Genomic DNA, 17149 nt, shown 5'->3' on the forward strand with positions numbered 1-17149 from the left:
CACGCCGCCGCCTCCGGCGGCCGCTTTGCCCACCCTACGGCGCTACAACCTCCACCGTCGTCCCGGCCTTGAGCCGGGACCCATACCCCCAGGGAGCGGTTTGAGGCATGCTGGTCATTGGCCTTTTGCTCATCACGACGGCTGCGGCGTATGGATCCCGGATCAGCGCCACGACGCCCTGTTGCGCGCCGCGGCTTGTCCGGGATGACGGCGGAGGGTGAGGTCGACGCCGGGGCCGCATGTCAGTGACCCGCTTCCGCTTAGTTCGGCCTGGGCGCCTCCACCACGAGCGCCACGATCCGCCGCACCAGCGGCAGCACCGCGAGCAGGGTGGGGAACGCGACGACCCAGGAGATGGCCCATGCCGCGGGCCAGGTCGCGATGAACGCCGGCGTCGGCCCTAGGCTCTTCAGCGTCGCGATCGCGGAGACGACGAACGTCATCAGCACCGAAAGAGTGAAAGGCATGACGACGGCCGCATAGCGCGCCGGCAGTTTTCCGCGCGAGCGCGGTTCACCAGAAGATTTCATGATTGCAGCTCTGGAATTCGTCGGTCGATCACGGGCAACGCGTCCTGCATTCCTCCGGATCGAACCGATCCGTTGAATGCGTTGCCTGACGTGAGACGCTTACGGTGCGCATCAGCGCAGCGGCAACTTGATAGCGCGACAAGAAGCCGAGCGCCAGTCCAAAATCCGCGCGACCCTGCTGGAGATTGTGGCGGCGCTCAATCGCCGACTGGCTGGTGGGCAAAGGCGTGTGACGCTGCTGTGAGTCAGCCGGGCTGTCTCCCGCGCCGTGCCCCCCCATCGCGATTGGGACGCTGCCGCAAGACGGTGGGCACGTCACTGCCTTCAGCGGCCGCGTTGCCTACCCTACGATCCTTGCAGACGAAGGAGAGATCGATTCACGTTTCAAACAGCGGGCATGGCAGACAATTATGAAGAGCGACATGGCTGCGCGTTCTCGCGGCACATCATGCCCGAGGCTGGCCTCAGTCCATCCCTCGCAAACAGGCAGAGGGCGCAGGGAATGCCGGATGCTGGCCGCACCCATGGCCCGCCTGCAAACAAAAAGCAGGCGGCAGTCACCACAGGTTCAGCCGAGAACAACCGGCATTCCCCGCGCGATGGTCTCACGCTTATACGCAGTCTCCCTGGTGCGCCGGCTTGTTGGCCACCATGCCGCGACGATGCTTGCGCACCGGGCGGGGGACACCAGCTTCGGGGTGTCAGGACGCTGCGACTTCACGTCCGCGAGACATCGTTCGTCGGCGCCTTCGTTGCCGAAGACGCTGCGATCTCTCGCGGCCACCGCATCCCGGCCTCGCGTGTCGTGACGATCGCGCGCTACGCCCCTCTCGTTGAGGCGGGACGAACGGGAGATAATCATGATTTCCGATAAATAGCAAGAAGATTATTTTTAGCAGAATTAAGCCGCGGCGTCGGGGCGATCCCGCGAGGCAAATGGCTGCGTATCTGTTTCGTGACCACGGCACTGAATCTTTTTCATTGCCCAGCGAAAGCGGATGTAGATAATCTGAGATTGTACTGCTTCGCTTTGCATCTTTTGTGTGCGGCGCGAACAAGCGCTGCGGGGCAAGGACAAGGAAGAGTCATCGATCAACGGCTCGGACCAACACGAGCTTCGCCAGAACAAGATCATATGAGGGGAGGGACGCATGACGAATGCTGTTGTCTCACGTCGTTCGCTGCTGGGTGCCGGCGCGGCCGCAGGATTCTATGGATTGACGGGAATGACCAGCTCTCCCGTTCTCGCCAAGGGGCCGTTCCTGAACACGCAGGTGCCGACGTTCTTCCGCTTCAAGCTCGGTACGGCCGAGGCGACGATCATCTCGGACGGCATCCTGCCGCTCGGCGATCCCCATGCCGCGTTCCTCGGCATCTCGCCCGGCGAACTCGATTCGATGCTGACCAACAACTTCCTGCCGACCGGCGCGGCGACGCTGGAGCAGAACATCCTGGTGCTCAACACCGGCGACAAGATCATCATCTTCGACAACGGCATGGGCGTCTCGAAACTTTTCGGCGACACCACCGGCAAGATGCTGCTGACCTTGAAGCAGGCCGGCATCGACGCCAAGGATGTCGATGCGCTCGTGATGACGCATGCCCATATCGATCATTGCGGCGGCGTGATCGGCCCCGACGGCAAGCCGAGCTTCCCGAACGCCGAGCTGTTCATCTCAGAGGCCGACTTCACCTACTGGACCGACGAGGCCAAGGTCGGCCCGAATTACAAGGCGTTCTACGAGCAGGCGGTGCGAAATCTCGTGCCGGTCAAGGACCGCATCACCTTCGTCAAGGACGGCCAGGAGTTCCTGCCGGGCGTGCAGGCGATGTTCACGCCGGGGCACACGGTCGGGCACACCATCTTCCTGATCCAGTCCGGCAAGGAGCAGCTCTGCTACATCGGCGACATCTCGCATCACCCGGTGCTCTTGATCGAAAAGCCGCTGATCGAATTCGCTTACGACACCGATCCGAAGCAGGCGGCCAAGACCCGCGTCCGCGTGCTCGACATGCTCGCCATCAACCGCATCCGGACGCTCGGCTATCACTTCCCCTGGCCGGGTATCGGGCACATCGGTAGGGCCGGCGACGGCTTCCGCTACTTCCCGACGGCCGTGCATACGATGGATGTGGCGCCGCTCTGAGCGGCGTCCGCGCAGCCGTCTCTGACATCTTGGGAGATCGCGACCGAGCCGCGCGTCCGCGCATGGGGGGCGTTTGCGCGAGCATGCGGCCGGTCGCTGCCAACAGCGCTGCAAGCAGGGAGGTGCAACGTGCGTGTGGGTGCGAAGTGTCGGAATGCGAGACCGTTACGCGTCGCCGCTCTGGTTGGGCTCGGCCTGCTGTCGCAGGCCACGCTGGCGCAGGCTGGGCCGGGCGTCGATTGGCCGGCTTACAACAACGACTACATGGGCCAGCGCTATCAGCGGCTCAAGCAAATCAACACCAAGAACGTGGCCGAGCTGAAGGAGATCTGCCGCGTCCAGTTGCAGGAGGGCGGCCCGTTCCAGACCGGCCCGGTCGTGATCGACGGCGTGATGTATCTGACGACGGCGCGGCTGACCTTCGCGCTGGATGCCGCGACCTGCAAGGAGAAATGGCGGCACGCACATGAGTCCGCGCGCGAGGATGTCTGGCCGGTCAATCGGGGCGTCGCCGTCATCAATGGCCGCGTCATTCGCGGCACGCCCGACGGCCATCTGCTCGCGCTGGATGCGCAGAGCGGCGCGCTGATCTGGCAGAACATGGTCGGCGAGTCCCTGCTCGGCGAGTTCCTGTCGGGCGCGCCGGTCGGCTGGAACGGCCTCGTCTTCACCGCCACCGCAGGTTCCGATTGGGGCGTGCGCGGCCGCGTGATGGCCTTCGACGTGCTGACCGGGCGCGAGGTCTGGCGCTTCGACACCATTCCGACCGGCGACCAGCCGGGCGCGGAGACCTGGCAGAACAAGAAGTCGGCGCTCACCGGCGGCGGCGGCTCGTGGTCGACCCTGTCGCTCGACATCACCACCGGCGAATTGTTCGTGCCGGTCGGCAATCCCGCGCCGGACATGTTCCCGGAGTATCGGCCGGGCGACAATCTTTATACGGACTCGCTCGTGGTGCTCGATGCCCGCACCGGCGCGCTGAAATGGTATCATCAGGTCAAGGCCAACGACGGCATCGACCACGATCTCGGCGCCGCGCCGACCTTGTTCCGCTCGCCCGATATCCAGGACATCGTCGTGTTCGGCGGCAAGGACGGTTTTGTCACGGGAATCGACCGCGCCACGCGCAAGCCGATCTATCGCACGGCCGTCACGACCATCGACAACGTGACGGCGCGGCCGACGGAAGCCGGCGTCCATGTCTGTCCGGGCCTGCTCGGCGGCGTCGAATGGAACGGCGGCAGCTATGACCCGGTCAACGGCTCGATCTATTTCGGTGCGGTCGACTGGTGCGGCACCTTCAAGAAGGGCGACGCGAAATATGTCGCGGGCGAGTTCTTCTTCGGCGGCGAGCCGACGCTCGATCCGCCGGACCAGGCCGCCGGCTGGGTCACCAGCCTGAACGCGGTCAGCGGCGAGGTGAAGTGGAAGTACAAGGCGGCCAAGCCGGTGGTCAGCGGCATCACGGCGACATCGGGCGGTCTCGTCTTCGGCGGCGACACCGGCGGCAATTTCTTCGCGCTCGACAGCCAGACGGGCAAGCCGCTGTATCAACTGGCGACGCAGGGCATGATCGCCGGCGGCGTCGTCACCTATCAGACCGGCGGCAGGCAATACGTCGCGCTGACCTCCGGCAACGTCTCGCGGTTCACCTTCGGCGAACTCGGCAACCCGACGCTGATCATCCTGGGATTGCCGAATTGAGTGAGCGCACTCTCGCCTCTGTCGTCGTTCCGGGGCGCGCGCAGCGCGAGCCCGGACCCCATACCCACAGGATGTCGTGTGGGGCACGCGCGCGGTGGGCATCTCGCCTCACAGCCTATGTCGTGGCTATGGATTCCGGGCTCATTCGCGCTGTTTCAAAATGGCTTCGCCATTTTGCGCGCGAATGCCCTGGAATGACGAAACAACTTGGACCATCGGCGCTTCGGACAGTCGCACAGCAATCGAAGGAGGTGAGAGGCAAAGTGGCGCGTCGATCGCGAATGCGTGCGCCAGCCTTGTGTTGGATCCTAAGCGGAAGCGCGCTCGTGGTCGCGTGCGACCTCGCCTTTGCCGGGCCGGCCTCCGACCTCGGTGAGGCCCAGTTCAAGAAATCCTGCGCGATGTGCCATTCGCTGGAGCCCGGCCGCAACAAGCTCGGGCCGTCGCTGTTCGGCGTGCTCGGCCGCAGGGCCGGCACGGTGGCCGGATTCAGTTACTCCTCGGCTAACAAGAGCTCCGGCCTGGTCTGGACGCGCGAGACGCTCGACGTCTATCTGGCCGATCCGCAGACGATGGTGCCGGGCACGCTGATGGCGTTTCCCGGCGTCAAGAATGCCGCCGATCGCGAGGCGCTGGTCGAGTTCCTTGCCAGCCAGCATGAATGACAGGCGCGCACGGGCAGGGGTGGACGGCTCGAGCCGGCGCCGCTACGGTCCGCCGTCAATTTCGAGGGGGTCACACTATGCTCAAGCTCTATGTCGCGCCAGGCACCTGCGCGCTTGCCTCACACATCGCGCTCGCCGAGGCCGGCGCCGCCTACACGGTTGAGAAGCTCAGCTTCAAGACCAACCAGCAGAACAGCCCGGACTATCTCGCGATCAATCCGAAGGGCCGCGTGCCGGCGCTGGTGACGGAGCAGGGCATCCTGACCGAGACGCCCGCCATGCTCGCTTATATCGCGCAGCGCTTCCCGGAGGCGCAGCTCGCGCCGCTCGACGACATCTTCGCCTTCGCGGAAGTGCAGTCCTTCACCGCCTATCTCTGCTCGACGGTCCACATCGCCCATGCGCACAAGATGCGCGGCCATCGCTGGGCCAATGAGGAGTCGTCTTTCGCCGACATGAAGAGGAAGGTGCCGGAGACGATGAGCGCCTGCTTTTCGCTGATCGAAGGCAAGATGCTGCGCGGTCCCTTCGTGATGGGCGAGCAGTACACGATCTGCGATCCCTATCTGTTCACGATCGCGCAATGGCTGGAAGGCGACAGCGTCGACATCAACGCCTTCCCGAAGGTCGCCGACCACTTCAAGCGCATGGCCGAACGGCCGGCGGTGAAGCAGGCGTTCGCCGAACTGGCCTGACGAGCGCGTCTGCGTCGTGCGGCGGCGGCTCATGAGGCCGCCGTTTTTCGCACAGGCCCGCCGCCGAGCTCGCGGCCGGTCTGCAGCATCAGCGTGCGCAGCCAGATCGAGCCCGGCTCGACCTGGGCGCGGGTCGGATAGAACATGTACTGCTCGTCGACGCCGGGATCGAGCGGCGGCGCGACGGTCGTCAGCCCCAGCGGCCGCGCCAGCGCCGAGATCAGGCGGCGCGGCACGAAGGCGACGAGGTCGGTGCGCGCGGCGACATGCAGCGCCTCGATATAGCTCGGCACCACCAGCGCGATCCGCCGCTCCCAGCCCTTGCTGCGCAGCCAGTTGTCGATCAGGTCCTCGCTCTGGCCGCGCAGCACGACCGCGACATGCCGCGCCGACAGGAACGTCTCGCGCTTCGAAAGACGCGCGCCGGCCGGATGGCCGCGGCGCACCGCCAGCGCATCGCTGTCGGTGTAGAGCAGCTGGCGGTGAAAGCCTTTGAAGGCGTCGCCGATCGAGATCACCATGTCGATGGTGCGCGCGAACTCGGCGTGGAAGATCGCAGGCCCCCGCCACGGCACGACGTCGATGCGGATGTTGGGCGCCGCGCGCGTCACCTTGGCCATCAGCGACGGCATCAGCAGCTCGACCGCGAGATCGGGCATCATCAGCCGGAATTGGCGCTCGCTGCGGCCGGCATCGAAGACATCGGGCGTGAACAGGCCGCGCACCTGGTCCAGCGCCAGCGCGAGCGGCGCCTGCAGCGCGAGCGCCCGCGGCGTCAGCTCCATGCGCGCGCCGGTTCGGACCAGCAGGGGATCGCCGAGCAGATCGCGCAGCCGCTGCAGCGCATGGCTGGTCGCCGGCTGCGACAGGCCGATCCGCAACGCCGCGCGACTGACGCTGCTCTCGCGGAGCAAAGCGTCCAGCGCCACCAGCAAATTGAGATCGAGCGCGGCCAAATTCATCAAGCGAATGGATATCATATTTCATATCGATTGGAAGAATGCCCCGACCTGCTCCATCCTCCCGTCGGACCCGGGAAATTCAGGAGGAACGATCTCATGACAGCCAGCGCCAACAAGCAATGGATGCAGGAGTTGCTCGCGAAGGCCGCCGCCGGCGACCGCGCGGCCTATCTTTCGGCGATCGCCGACGACGTCACCATGGTGATCACGGGGCAATATTCATGGTCGCAGACCATCAGGGGCAAGGAGGCGCTGTTGCGCAATCTCCATGGCCACCTCGCCAGCCTGCTGGCGGAGGGCCGCCGCACCGTTCCCCACCGCTTCATCGCCGAGGATGATCTCGTCGTGGTCGAAGGCAAGGGGGAGATGCGCACCAAGGCCGGGCAGGCCTACAACAACGACTACTGCCTGATCTTTCGCCTGCACGAGCGGCGCATCGTCGAGATCCGCGAATATTGCGATTCCGCACTGACGGAGGCGGTGCTGGGATCGTACCCAGCGTCGCTGCGGCAGGCGAGCTGATGGCAAGAGCCGGGGGAGACGCACCGATGAGCACCGTGGACACCACAAGCCGGCACAACAAGCAGATCGTGCAGCACGTCTTCGACGAACTGGCCAGGAGCAACCCGCAGCCGCTGCTGGCGCATCTCGCGGACGATTTCCGTTTCGTCATCATGGGCAGCGGATCGTGGTCGCGCAGCTATGACGGCAAGGAGACCGTTCTCGCCGAATTGTTCGCGCCGCTGCGGGCGCGGCTCGGCCGCATCACCACCATCCCGGTACGGCTGATCGCGGACGGCGACCACGTCGTGGTCCAGGCGCGCGGCCGCAACACGACCACCGATGGCCGCGCCTATGAGAACGACTATTGCAACGTGCTCCGGCTCGACAATGGCCGCATCACCGAATGGGTGGAGTATTGCGACACGCTGTTGATCGAGACCGCGCTGGGGCCGCCACCGTCGGCGGCCCTGCGCGACGACCGCTGAGGCGGCGACCGGAACCCGGGGCGGAGGGCCGCATCATCGTGCCAGAAAAAAGCGAGCTGGAGCGGGAACCCACCCGTTCCAGTGACGTTGCATGAGGCCGTGGCGCGCCTGCGGCCCCTTTCCTTTTTCTGAGCCCCTTGATGTCGCTGGCAGCCATTTCCGATGACCCATTTCTCGCTGACGGCAACGAGGGCATTCGCGACAGATTGAGGGCCGCCACGGCAGCGGCTCACCATGCCCTCGACGAGCGCCTCAGCCGCTTCGACCTGACGACCACCGCGGATTATCGCCGGTTCCTGCAGGCGAGCGCGGCCGCGCTGTTGCCGCTGGAGCAGATGCTCGACCGCGCCGGTGCCGGCGCGATGCTCGGCGACTGGACCCGGCGGCGGCGCTCGGAGGCGATCTGCGCCGATCTCGCCGAGCTCAACGGCCGCGCCGCTCCGATGGAGCTGCCAGCCCGGCCGCTCGACCGTTCCGCCGTCCTCGGCACGCTCTATGTCCTGGAAGGGTCGCGTCTCGGCGCCGTGTATCTGCTGCGCATCGTGGCGGCGTCGCCCGATCCCCGGGTGCGACGCGCCACGCGCTATCTGCGTCATGGCGCCGGGCAGGGGCTGTGGCGCAGCTTCCTGTCGGTGCTTGCCGCAGAGCGGCTTCCGCCAGGCGAGGACATCAGGGTGATGACAAGCGCGCGCGAGGCGTTCGCGGTGTTTGCGACCGCGATGGCCGCATCATGAACGAGCCTGTCAACCTCACCAATTGCGATCGCGAGCCGATCCATGTCCCCGGCAACGTGCAGCCGTTCGGCTTCCTGCTCGCGCTGGTGTCCGATTTCACGATCTGCATGGCCTCGGAGAATGCGCCGGATTTCCTCGGCGGCGATCTCGGCTGGCTGCTGCACAGGCCGCTCGACGTCGTCCTCTCCGAGGCCGCGGTGGCGACGATCCGTGCGCGGGTCGACTATCTGAGCGGACCGGACGCGGTCGAGCGCGCGTTCGGCATCGATCTGCAAGGGCAGGGCCGGCTGTTCGATCTCGCGATCCACTTCTCGGGCGCCTACCTGGTGGTCGAGGCGGAGCCGAGCCTGATCGAGACCGGCGTCAATTCCGGCGAGCTGGTGCGGCTGATGCTGGGCCGCATTCGCAAGACGGCGGGCATGGCCGAGCTTGCGCAGGAGGGCGCGCGCCAGCTCAAGCTCCTGACCGGCTTCGACCGCGTCATGGTGTATCGCTTCCATCCGGATGGGTCGGGCGAGGTCATCGCAGAAACCGCGGGCTCCGGCCTGGAGCCGTTCCTCGGCCTGCATTATCCGGCGTCCGACATTCCGCGCCAGGCGCGGCAGCTCTACCAGCGCAACTGGCTGCGCATCATCGCCGACATCAACGCCACGCCGTCGCCGCTGACGTCGATGCCGGCGCACAATGCCGGGCTGCTCGATCTGTCGATGAGCGTGCTGCGCGCGGTGTCGCCGGTCCACATCGAATATCTGCGCAACATGGGCGTGGCCGCCTCGATGTCGGTGTCGATCCTGCGCGACGGCAAGCTGTGGGGGCTGTTCGCCTGCCACCATTATTCGCCGCGCCATTTGTCGTTCGAGAAGCGCACCGCGGCCGAGCTGTTCGGGCAGATGTACTCCTGGCTGCTCGAGGCGCGCGAGCGCGAGACCGATGTCGCCTATGAGACGCGGGCGCACCAGATCCAGGAGCGGCTGATCGAGCGCGCCGCCGCGCTGGCGCACAGCAAGCGGGCGATCCTCGATTTCGTCGCCGACTACCGCCAGATGATCGAATGCGACGGCCTGGCCGTGTGGTCGGACGACGAGATCACGCTCGACGGCGAGACGCCGACCGAGGATGAGGTGCAGGACCTCATCGGCTTCATCAATAGGACATCGCCGGGCCGCATCTGCGCCAGCGCCGAGATCGCCAAGGTCTATGCGGCGGGCGAGGCGTTCCGCGATCGCGCCGCCGGATTCCTGGCGATCCCGATCTCGCGCGCGCCGCGCGATTGCCTGATCTTCTTCCGCCGCGAGGTGCTGCGCTCGGTCAATTGGGCCGGCGATCCTAACAAGACCTATGCCGAGGGTCCGCTCGGGCCGCGGCTGACGCCGCGCAAGAGCTTCGAACTTTGGCAGCAGACGGTGGCCGGCCAGTCGAAGCCATGGACCGCCGCGGACCTGCGCATCGCAGAGAGCCTGCGCGTCACGCTGCTGGAAGTCATCCTGCAATTGTCGGAGCTCGCCGCGCGCGAGCGCCGCGGCGCGCAGGAGCGGCAGGAGCTGATGATCGCCGAGCTCAATCACCGCGTCCGCAACATCCTCAGCCTGGTGCGCGGGCTGGTCGCGCAGAGCAAGGAGACGTCGACCTCTGTGGAGGACTTCGCCGCCGTGCTCGGCGGCCGCATCCAGGCCCTGGCGCGCGCGCATGACCAGATCACGAACCTGAACTGGGCCCCGGTCGCGCTGCGCTCGCTGCTCGAATCCGAAGCCGGCGCCTATCTCGGCTCGCGCGCAGGGCGTGTGCGCATGGAAGGCCCGGACGTCGCGCTCGACCCCAAGGCGTTTGCGACGCTCGCGCTCGTCGTGCACGAGATGATGACGAATTCGGCGAAATACGGCGCGCTGGCCGATTCGACCGGACAGGTCGAGGTGCTGTGGCGTCTCGACTCCGGGTCGAGCCTCGTCATCGACTGGAAGGAAAGCGGTGGGCCGCCGGTGCAGCCGCCGTCGCGGCGCGGCTTCGGCACCACCATCATCGAGCGTTCGGTGCCGTTCGATCTCAAGGGCGATGCCGAGATTCGCTTCGACCTTCTCGGCGTGCAGGCGCGCTTCGTCATCCCCGCCAATTTCGTGCAGATGGTGCAGGCGATGGGCGGGGCGCTGCTGCGTGTCGCGCCTGCGGAGGAGCAGACGCCGCGCCTGGCCGGCAACGTTCTCATCGTCGAGGACAATCTGATCATCGCGATGGGTGCCGAGGTGATCCTGCTCGAACTGGGCGCGCGTCATATCGACACGGCCGCATCGGTGAGCCAGGCGCTCAAGGCCATCGAGCGTGCGGTGCCGACCTTTGCGCTGCTCGACATCAACCTGGGCGCGGAGAGCAGCCTCCCTGTCGGGCACAAATTGAAGGAGCTCGGCGTGCCCTTCATGTTCGCCACCGGCTATGGCGAGCGCGCACCGATTCCCGCAGAGCTCTCGGACGCGCCGGTGATCCAGAAACCGTACACGCGCGAACTCGTCGAGAAGGCGCTGTCGAAGCTGACATGAACGGCGATGCGTGCGCGTTTCCACGCGTTGCGCGACGCTGGCATGCAACATCTCATCGTAAGGTTGGACGCGATGGCCGTCCTCCAGCTCACATCCGCGTGTTGTCGCAACTGCGACACCCGCCGATGGACGGAGACTTCGACGCCTATTCCGGCTGTTGCTGCGACAAAACAGCCCGAAAATATTAGAACGCATCAAAGGTACACCGCTGTTCTAACATTGTTTCGACAAATGGAACCACGGCAGCCTTATTCCGAACGAAGTCATCGCCGAAACGGCCCATCGGGGGCGCGTTGAATCGTCGGAGGACTGATGACGAATCGAACGGCGAATTTGTTGCCGTGTGTGGCTGTCGCTGTGCTGGCGGGGACGGCGGCGGCGACAATCGAGTTTTCACCGGCATCGGCTGCTGACGAATGCCTGGCCAAGCCAGGGGCGACGCCTGCGGGGAAGCATTGGTTCTATCGGATCGATCGTGCGACCAAGAAGCAATGTTGGTATCTGCGTGAGGACGATCGTGAATCGCAAGGTGCGTCTCTCGTCACGCGCAAGCTGGCCTCGCACCGGGATCGTTCGCAATTGTCGTCGACGGCCGCCAATGCGCGGGCCGAAATTCAGACGTCGTCGTCAAGGGAGTCCGGCGACGAGGTGAAGGTCATCTCGTCGACGCCGACCGCGACGTCGCTGCCGCCGACCTCGGCCTTCCCGTCCGTTGCAGCTTTCCCCGCTGCGCCGCCTGCGGCTGCAGCGCCTGCACCGATGGCGGCTGCACCGGTCGCAGCCGCGCCGGTGACGACGGCGCCCGAGGTCCCCCGCGTGTCCGCGAGTGAATCGGCCGTCGCGACGCGCTGGCCCGATTCATCCGATGCGCTGCAATCCTCGGCCGAGCCGGCGCCCCGCGCGTCGTCCTATCAGCTCGCCGCAGCGAGCGAGCCCGCTCCGGCGTCGACCGCCACTGTCACTCCGGAACTCGCCGCAGCCGATGCGGCGCCGGCCGCGACGATCGGCATGGCCGCAGACGACGCATCGAAGACGCGGATGTTCGCATTCCTCGGCGCCATCGCGGTCGCCGGATTCTCGACCAGCGTGCTGTTTGCCCGCGCGCGGGCCCGGCGCCAGCTTCGACTCGAGCCGGTGGCGGCGCGCCGCGTGCCGCGCTGGCCGGAGGAGCCGCAGCTCGACCGCATGCACCTGCCGCCGGTGGAGAACTATTATCCGGGTCTGGCGCAGCGCCGGCCGCCAGGCGTGCGGCAGGTCAAGGTCGTGCCGCGCGACGATGCTCGCTACGACGAGCAATACGAGGTCGAGGACCTGCTGGCGCGCTATTCGGGACAGCCGCGCCGCAACGGCTGAGCGTCAGGCGGCGCTCATCTCGGAACGAATCTCGGCGCGCAGCTCGTCGATCAGCCTGAGGCCGCCTTTGGTCTCGACGTGCCAGAACGTCCAGCCGTTGCAGGCCGGCAGTCCCTGGGCGACCGCGCCGATGCGGTGGATCGAACCGACCTTGTCGCCGAGCATGATAGCCCCATCGGCGCGCACCAGCGCGCCGTGGCGGCGCTTGGAGTCGACGAGCTTGGTGCCCGGCGAGATCATGCCGCGCTCGATCAGCTCGGAGAAGGCGACGCGCGGCGCCTCGCGGGCGGTCATGAACGGCGCGAGCGTCGCTTCCGGCAGCGGCTCGACCGCGGCGATTCGCCGCTCGGCAGCTGCCGCGTAGGTCTTGTCGCGCTCGAAGCCGATATAGCGGCGGCCGAGGCGTTTTGCCACGGCACCGGTGGTGCCCGTGCCGTTGAACGGATCGATCACCAGATCGCCCGGCTTGGATGATGACAGCAGCACCCGCGCCAGCAGGCCTTCCGGCTTCTGCGTCGGATGAACCTTCTTGCCGTCGCCGTCCTTCAGCCTCTCCTCGCCGGTGCACAGCGGGATCAGCCAGTCCGAGCGCGCCTGCACATCCTCGTTGGATGCCTTCAGCGCTTCATAATTGAACGTGTAGCCCTTCGCCTTCTCGTCGCGCGCCGCCCAGATCATGGTCTCGTGCGCGTTGGTGAAGCGGCGGCCGCGGAAATTCGGCATCGGGTTGGACTTGCGCCAGACGATGTCGTTCAGGATCCAGAAGCCGAGATCCTGCATGATCGCGCCGACGCGGAAGATGTTGTGATAGGAGCCGATCACCCAGATCGTCGCACTCGGCTTCATTGCGCGGCGCGCAGCGAGCAGCCAGGCGCGGGTGAAGTCGTCATAGGCGGCGAAGGAGGAGAACTTGTCCCAATCGTCGTTGACGGCATCGACCTGCGATTCGTCGGGACGCTTGAGCTCACCCTTGAGCTGCAGATTGTAGGGCGGATCCGCAAACACGAGGTCGACGGATGCGGCCTGCAGCTTCGACATCTCGGCGACGCAGTCGCCGACGATGACTTGATGCTCTGCAAGGGGCTGGAATTTAGTGCGGGGCGCCTTTGCAGACGCCCCGCGACGCGACTCTACCATGACTCAAGAACTCTGACTCAGGCGACGCTGTCGGCGACGCGGGACCTAACAACCGACTGCCCACACATTGACCCGGCAAAGTAAAAATGGACTTAACCGGGAAAATTTTTCGCATTTCAGCAAGCATGTTCATCACACGCACCGGTCATGGCGAGACGCGCGTTCATTCACGATGCTCGCCGCACAACGTCGCGATGTGAATGGCTTTTCAGCCGCGTGCGCGCGGGCGCGCGGGTTTTCGGCCGGCATGCGCGCGGCGGATTTTTCGCGCCACGCTAGGCAAATTTTGCCCGCCGGGTTATTGATTAACACAGTGGAAATTTTACCTGTTTGCCGCGTTAGGCATTTCGCGCAGAGCCGCGCAAGGACAGTGAGGAAAGGCCGCCATGCGTTACGATGATTTCCGTCGCAGCGACGACATCGACGACCGTCGCGACGATAGCGGCGGCGGCATGGGCGGCGGTATGGGTCTGCCGATCGGCGGCGGCGGGCTCGGCATCGGCACCATCATCGTGCTCGGCCTGATCGGCTACGCCTTCGGCATCGATCCGCGCATCCTGATCGGGGGCGCCGAGATGCTGAGCCACGGCAGCGCGCCAAGCTACCAGGCTGATCGCCGGTCGTCCGGCAAGACCGGCGCCCCGAAGGACGAGATGGGCGACATGATCGCCGGCGTGCTCGGTGAGATCGACGACCGCTGGAGCGAGATCTTCCAGGCCTCGGGCCAGAATTACACCGGCCCCAAGATCGTGCTGTTTCGCAACAGCACCAATGGCGGCCGCTGCGGCATGGCGCAGTCGGCGATGGGTCCGTTCTATTGTCCGCCGGACCGGCAGATCTTCCTCGACACCAACTTCTTCCGCGAGGTCGAGACGCGCTTCCGCGGCTGCCAGGGCAATGCCTGCAAGTTCACCGCGGCCTATATCATTGCGCATGAGGCCGGGCACCATATCCAGAACCTGCTCGGCATCCTGCCGCGGGTGACGCGGATGCAGGAGCAGGCGGGCAGCAAGGCGGAGGCCAATGCGCTGCAGGTCAAGGTCGAGCTACAGGCGGACTGCCTGTCCGGCGTCTGGGTCAATCGCGAAGCCAAGAAACGTCCGGGCTTCCTGGAGGACGGCGACATCGACGCTGCTCTGACGACGGCGTCCGCGATCGGTGATGACACCCTGCAGCGCAAGGCGACCGGGCGCGTGGTGCCGGATTCGTTCACGCATGGCTCGGCCGCGCAGCGCAAGCGCTGGTTCATGATCGGCTACCAGCAGGGCACGGTGCAGGCCTGCAATACGTTCGCCGCGAACGCGCAGCTGTAAGGGTGTTGGCGAGATGGCGATCGACGAGAGCAAGAGCTTCATCCCCCTGAACATCGCCGTGCTGACGGTGTCCGACACGCGTGCGCTCGCCGACGACAAGTCGGGGACGACATTAAGCGACCGGCTGACCGCGGCCGGGCACAAGCTCGCCGCGCGCGACATCGTCACCGACGACGTCGAGAAGATCCGCGGCGTGGTGAAGGGATGGATCGCCGATCCCGGCGTCGACGTCATCATCACCACCGGCGGCACCGGCTTCACCGGCCGCGACGTCACGCCGGAGGCGATCGAGCCGCTGTTCGAGAAGCGGATGGACGGCTTCTCGATCGCCTTCCACATGCTGAGCCACGCCAAGATCGGGACGTCGACGATCCAGAGCCGCGCCACCGCGGGCGTCGCCGGCGCCACCTATATCTTCTGCCTGCCGGGCTCGCCCGGCGCCTGCCGCGACGCCTGGGACGGCATCCTCGCCGCCCAGCTCGACTACCGCACGCGGCCCTGCAACTTCGTCGAGATCATGCCGCGCCTCGACGAGCATCTGCGCCGGCCGAAGGCGCAGGGCGCGACGGCTTAGCCGGGAATGTCTCCGTCATTCCGGGGCAATCGACAGACGCAGCCGCGTCTGGCGATTGAACCCGGAATCCCGAGCTTGCAGGCGCGTGCAAACCAATATCGAGATTCCGGGTTCAAGGCCTGCGGCCTTGTCCCGGAATGACGGTGGTTGCGGTTCAGCGCAGTTTGCTGGCCGCCGGCGCCGTGCGTCTACAATTCCAGCCGCCAAGTCTCCCCCATCAGCGGCACGCCGAACATCGCATGCGGCTCCTCGGCGATCTTGCGAAAGCCGGCGCGGGCATAGATGTCGCGCGCGGCCGTCAGGATGCTCTGCGTCCACAGTTCGATGGTCCGGTAATTCTTCTCGCGCGCGAAGCGGATGCATTGCTCGGTGAGGGCCCGGCCGACGCCGAGCCCGCGGGCCGACTTCTCGACGAGCAGCAAGCGGATCTTGGCGATGTCGTCGCCGCCCTTGACCAGGAAGATCGAGCCGACCGGCTCGCCGGCCAGTTCGGCGATCCAGCAATGCTCGCGCGCCGGGTCGTAGTTGCGGATGAACTGCGCTCCGATCTCGGCCACCAGCGCTTCGAAACTGGCGTTCCAGCCATACTCCTCGGCGTAGACGGCGCCATGACGGGCGATCACCCAGCCGATGTCGCCGGGCCGGTGGCTGCGCAGCAGGACCGGCGCGCGCGACGGCGGCGTGGGCGACAGCGCGCTCTCGATGGTCGCCATCGCGCCGACCAGCCGCTCGCGAAGCGCCGGCGTGAGCGGCGCGATCATCGCTGCGATCTCCTTCTGCGAGCTGCGGTCGAGCCTGGCAAAGGCCTGCCGTCCTTTCGCGGTGAGTGCGAGCTGCTGCTGCCTGCGATCGGACGGCAGCGGCGTCCGGGTGATCAGGCCCTTTTCGTCGAAACTCTGCACGATGCGGCTCAGATACCCCGCATCCAGGCCGAGATAGGTCCCGATCTCCTTGGCCGACACCGCCTCGCGATGGGCGAGCTCGTAGAGCACGCGGGCCTCGGCCAGCGAGAACGGGCTGTCGAGCAGGTGCTGATCGAGCGCGCCGAGTTTCTGGGTGTAGAAGCGGTTGAAGGCGCGAACGGCGGTGACCTGGGTGTCGGATGGCGCTGGAATCATGGCTCGTCTCCAATACTTGCCATTGTCAAACATATGGTTGACTTTGGCAAGTATCGAGACGGCGCTCAGATCATGACGATCCGGCTGCGCAGCATGGTGCGGGAGGAGCGGCCGAGCTGGCGCAGCAGCCGCGTCTCGGGGCGCCTGGCCTCCGGCCTGTAGCCGCCGACCTGGCGGTAGTGGTCCCTGGCGATCAGCAGGCCCTGGTCGCCGAGCGGACCGAAGAGAGCGCGGCTCACCGCCCGCAGCCGGTCGCGCAGGCTGACAGGGGCGTAGGGTGAGCGAGCATAGCGGAAGACGCCGGCGAGCGGCCGGCCGCCCGCCCCGACGCTCTGGATGAACTGCATGGTCTCGTCGATCCAGCCGGGATCGAGCACGGCGCCCGCGGGAAGGAACATCAGCCAGGGCGCGCGGGCCTTGGCGGCGCCGGCGGCGAGCGCGGCGGCATGAGACCCCTCGAACTTCATGAAGTGGCAGCCGGCGACGTCGGCGACGCGCTCCATCACGCTGGAATCGGCGGAGCGGTCGACCAGCAGGACCTCGGTGACGACTCCGGCCGCGGCCCCCGGCACCAGCGCGGACAGGGTGGCCACGGCGGTCTGCTCGACGCCCTCGGTCGGGATGATCACGCTCAGCATGAACCTGGCATCTTCGTTTGCAGCGCCTCCGGTCTGGTTGTTAGCATCTTGTCACAATCAAA

16 protein-coding genes are annotated in these 17149 nt (G+C 66.2%); 11 read left to right on the top strand and 5 right to left on the bottom strand.

Annotated elements, in window-relative coordinates; all coding sequences use genetic code 11:
• Window positions 1-260 precede the first annotated feature (260 nt).
• A complete protein-coding gene (locus ACQR0Z_RS13855; protein WP_434876944.1) occupies window positions 261-530 on the bottom strand; it encodes a DUF2798 domain-containing protein in 270 nt (89 codons plus the stop codon).
• A gap of 1151 nt (window positions 531-1681) precedes the next feature.
• On the opposite strand from ACQR0Z_RS13855, the gene ACQR0Z_RS13860 reads away from it, so the two are divergent.
• From ACQR0Z_RS13860 to ACQR0Z_RS13875, 4 genes are all read left to right on the top strand, one after another.
• Entirely contained in the window at window positions 1682-2677 is a 996-nt protein-coding gene (locus ACQR0Z_RS13860) for an MBL fold metallo-hydrolase (RefSeq protein WP_434918972.1), read from the top strand.
• Window positions 2678-2806: 129 nt separating this feature from the next.
• Window positions 2807-4381 carry a pyrroloquinoline quinone-dependent dehydrogenase gene (locus tag ACQR0Z_RS13865; RefSeq protein ID WP_434918973.1) on the top strand — a complete coding sequence of 525 codons (1575 nt, stop codon included), beginning with the start codon at window positions 2807-2809 and terminating at the stop codon, window positions 4379-4381.
• Window positions 4382-4707: 326 nt separating this feature from the next.
• Window positions 4708-5046 carry a c-type cytochrome gene (locus ACQR0Z_RS13870; protein ID WP_434857054.1) on the top strand — a complete coding sequence of 113 codons (339 nt, stop codon included), beginning with the start codon at window positions 4708-4710 and terminating at the stop codon, window positions 5044-5046.
• 77 nt (window positions 5047-5123) lie between these two features.
• A complete protein-coding gene (locus ACQR0Z_RS13875; RefSeq protein ID WP_434918974.1) occupies window positions 5124-5741 on the top strand; it encodes a glutathione S-transferase family protein in 618 nt (205 codons plus the stop codon).
• Between the two features lie 29 nt (window positions 5742-5770).
• Here the strand turns inward: ACQR0Z_RS13875 and ACQR0Z_RS13880 are convergent, their stop codons facing one another.
• Window positions 5771-6703 (bottom strand): LysR family transcriptional regulator, encoded by a 933-nt coding sequence (locus ACQR0Z_RS13880; RefSeq protein ID WP_434919312.1) that lies wholly within the window; start codon window positions 6701-6703, stop codon window positions 5771-5773.
• 96 nt (window positions 6704-6799) lie between these two features.
• Between ACQR0Z_RS13880 and ACQR0Z_RS13885 the strand changes: the two genes are divergently transcribed.
• The 5 genes from ACQR0Z_RS13885 to ACQR0Z_RS13905 all read left to right on the top strand — a co-directional run bounded on the left by ACQR0Z_RS13885 (window position 6800) and on the right by ACQR0Z_RS13905 (window position 12307).
• Complete coding sequence (locus tag ACQR0Z_RS13885) at window positions 6800-7225, top strand: nuclear transport factor 2 family protein (RefSeq protein WP_434918975.1); 426 nt, start codon at window positions 6800-6802, stop codon at window positions 7223-7225.
• Window positions 7226-7251: 26 nt separating this feature from the next.
• Entirely contained in the window at window positions 7252-7692 is a 441-nt protein-coding gene (locus ACQR0Z_RS13890) for a nuclear transport factor 2 family protein (protein ID WP_434857051.1), read from the top strand.
• A 140-nt stretch (window positions 7693-7832) separates the two neighbouring features.
• On the top strand, window positions 7833-8426 hold the full coding sequence (locus tag ACQR0Z_RS13895; RefSeq protein WP_434857050.1) for a biliverdin-producing heme oxygenase: 594 nt from the start codon (window positions 7833-7835) through the stop codon (window positions 8424-8426).
• A complete protein-coding gene (locus tag ACQR0Z_RS13900) occupies window positions 8423-10954 on the top strand; it encodes an HWE histidine kinase domain-containing protein (RefSeq protein WP_434918976.1) in 2532 nt (843 codons plus the stop codon). The genes ACQR0Z_RS13895 and ACQR0Z_RS13900 overlap by 4 nt, the downstream gene beginning before the upstream one ends.
• Window positions 10955-11533: 579 nt before the next feature.
• Entirely contained in the window at window positions 11534-12307 is a 774-nt protein-coding gene (locus ACQR0Z_RS13905; RefSeq protein ID WP_434918977.1) for a hypothetical protein, read from the top strand.
• Between the two features lie 3 nt (window positions 12308-12310).
• Here ACQR0Z_RS13905 and ACQR0Z_RS13910 read toward each other — a convergent pair whose 3' ends face one another.
• Entirely contained in the window at window positions 12311-13444 is a 1134-nt protein-coding gene (locus ACQR0Z_RS13910; protein ID WP_434857047.1) for a site-specific DNA-methyltransferase, read from the bottom strand.
• Between the two features lie 386 nt (window positions 13445-13830).
• Here ACQR0Z_RS13910 and ypfJ point away from each other — a divergent pair, with 386 nt between their 5' ends.
• Together ypfJ and moaB are read left to right on the top strand one after the other, a co-directional pair.
• The gene (gene ypfJ, locus ACQR0Z_RS13915) at window positions 13831-14757 is read left to right on the top strand and encodes a KPN_02809 family neutral zinc metallopeptidase (protein ID WP_434857046.1); all 927 of its coding nucleotides are present in this window, start codon (window positions 13831-13833) and stop codon (window positions 14755-14757) included.
• Between the two features lie 13 nt (window positions 14758-14770).
• Window positions 14771-15331: a molybdenum cofactor biosynthesis protein B gene (gene moaB / locus ACQR0Z_RS13920; RefSeq protein WP_434918978.1), complete on the top strand. Its 561-nt coding sequence runs from the start codon at window positions 14771-14773 to the stop codon at window positions 15329-15331.
• A gap of 188 nt (window positions 15332-15519) precedes the next feature.
• Here moaB and ACQR0Z_RS13925 read toward each other — a convergent pair whose 3' ends face one another.
• Together ACQR0Z_RS13925 and ACQR0Z_RS13930 are read right to left on the bottom strand one after the other, a co-directional pair.
• Window positions 15520-16449: a bifunctional helix-turn-helix transcriptional regulator/GNAT family N-acetyltransferase gene (locus ACQR0Z_RS13925; protein WP_434857044.1), complete on the bottom strand. Its 930-nt coding sequence runs from the start codon at window positions 16447-16449 to the stop codon at window positions 15520-15522.
• 65 nt (window positions 16450-16514) lie between these two features.
• Window positions 16515-17087 carry a glycosyl transferase gene (locus ACQR0Z_RS13930; protein WP_434857043.1) on the bottom strand — a complete coding sequence of 191 codons (573 nt, stop codon included), beginning with the start codon at window positions 17085-17087 and terminating at the stop codon, window positions 16515-16517.
• Between the last annotated feature and the right edge of the window lie 62 nt (window positions 17088-17149).

The sequence above is a fragment of the Bradyrhizobium sp. HKCCYLS3077 genome (assembly GCF_051167555.1).
In the GTDB taxonomy this organism is placed as follows: domain Bacteria; phylum Pseudomonadota; class Alphaproteobacteria; order Rhizobiales; family Xanthobacteraceae; genus Bradyrhizobium.

Bases quoted from the DNA above. Each gene is read 5' to 3' on its own strand.
- ACQR0Z_RS13855 (WP_434876944.1), bottom strand. From the start codon at position 530: ATGAAATCTTCTGGTGAACCGCGCTCGCGCGGAAAACTGCCGGCGCGC.
- ACQR0Z_RS13860 (WP_434918972.1), top strand. From the start codon at position 1,682: ATGACGAATGCTGTTGTCTCACGTCGTTCGCTGCTGGGTGCCGGCGCG.
- ACQR0Z_RS13875 (WP_434918974.1), top strand. From the start codon at position 5,124: ATGCTCAAGCTCTATGTCGCGCCAGGCACCTGCGCGCTTGCCTCACAC.
- ACQR0Z_RS13880 (WP_434919312.1), bottom strand. From the start codon at position 6,703: ATGAATTTGGCCGCGCTCGATCTCAATTTGCTGGTGGCGCTGGACGCT.
- ACQR0Z_RS13885 (WP_434918975.1), top strand. From the start codon at position 6,800: ATGACAGCCAGCGCCAACAAGCAATGGATGCAGGAGTTGCTCGCGAAG.
- ACQR0Z_RS13890 (WP_434857051.1), top strand. From the start codon at position 7,252: ATGAGCACCGTGGACACCACAAGCCGGCACAACAAGCAGATCGTGCAG.
- ACQR0Z_RS13895 (WP_434857050.1), top strand. From the start codon at position 7,833: ATGTCGCTGGCAGCCATTTCCGATGACCCATTTCTCGCTGACGGCAAC.
- ACQR0Z_RS13900 (WP_434918976.1), top strand. From the start codon at position 8,423: ATGAACGAGCCTGTCAACCTCACCAATTGCGATCGCGAGCCGATCCAT.
- ACQR0Z_RS13910 (WP_434857047.1), bottom strand. From the start codon at position 13,444: ATGGTAGAGTCGCGTCGCGGGGCGTCTGCAAAGGCGCCCCGCACTAAA.
- ypfJ (WP_434857046.1), top strand. From the start codon at position 13,831: ATGCGTTACGATGATTTCCGTCGCAGCGACGACATCGACGACCGTCGC.
- moaB (WP_434918978.1), top strand. From the start codon at position 14,771: ATGGCGATCGACGAGAGCAAGAGCTTCATCCCCCTGAACATCGCCGTG.
- ACQR0Z_RS13925 (WP_434857044.1), bottom strand. From the start codon at position 16,449: ATGATTCCAGCGCCATCCGACACCCAGGTCACCGCCGTTCGCGCCTTC.
- ACQR0Z_RS13930 (WP_434857043.1), bottom strand. From the start codon at position 17,087: ATGCTGAGCGTGATCATCCCGACCGAGGGCGTCGAGCAGACCGCCGTG.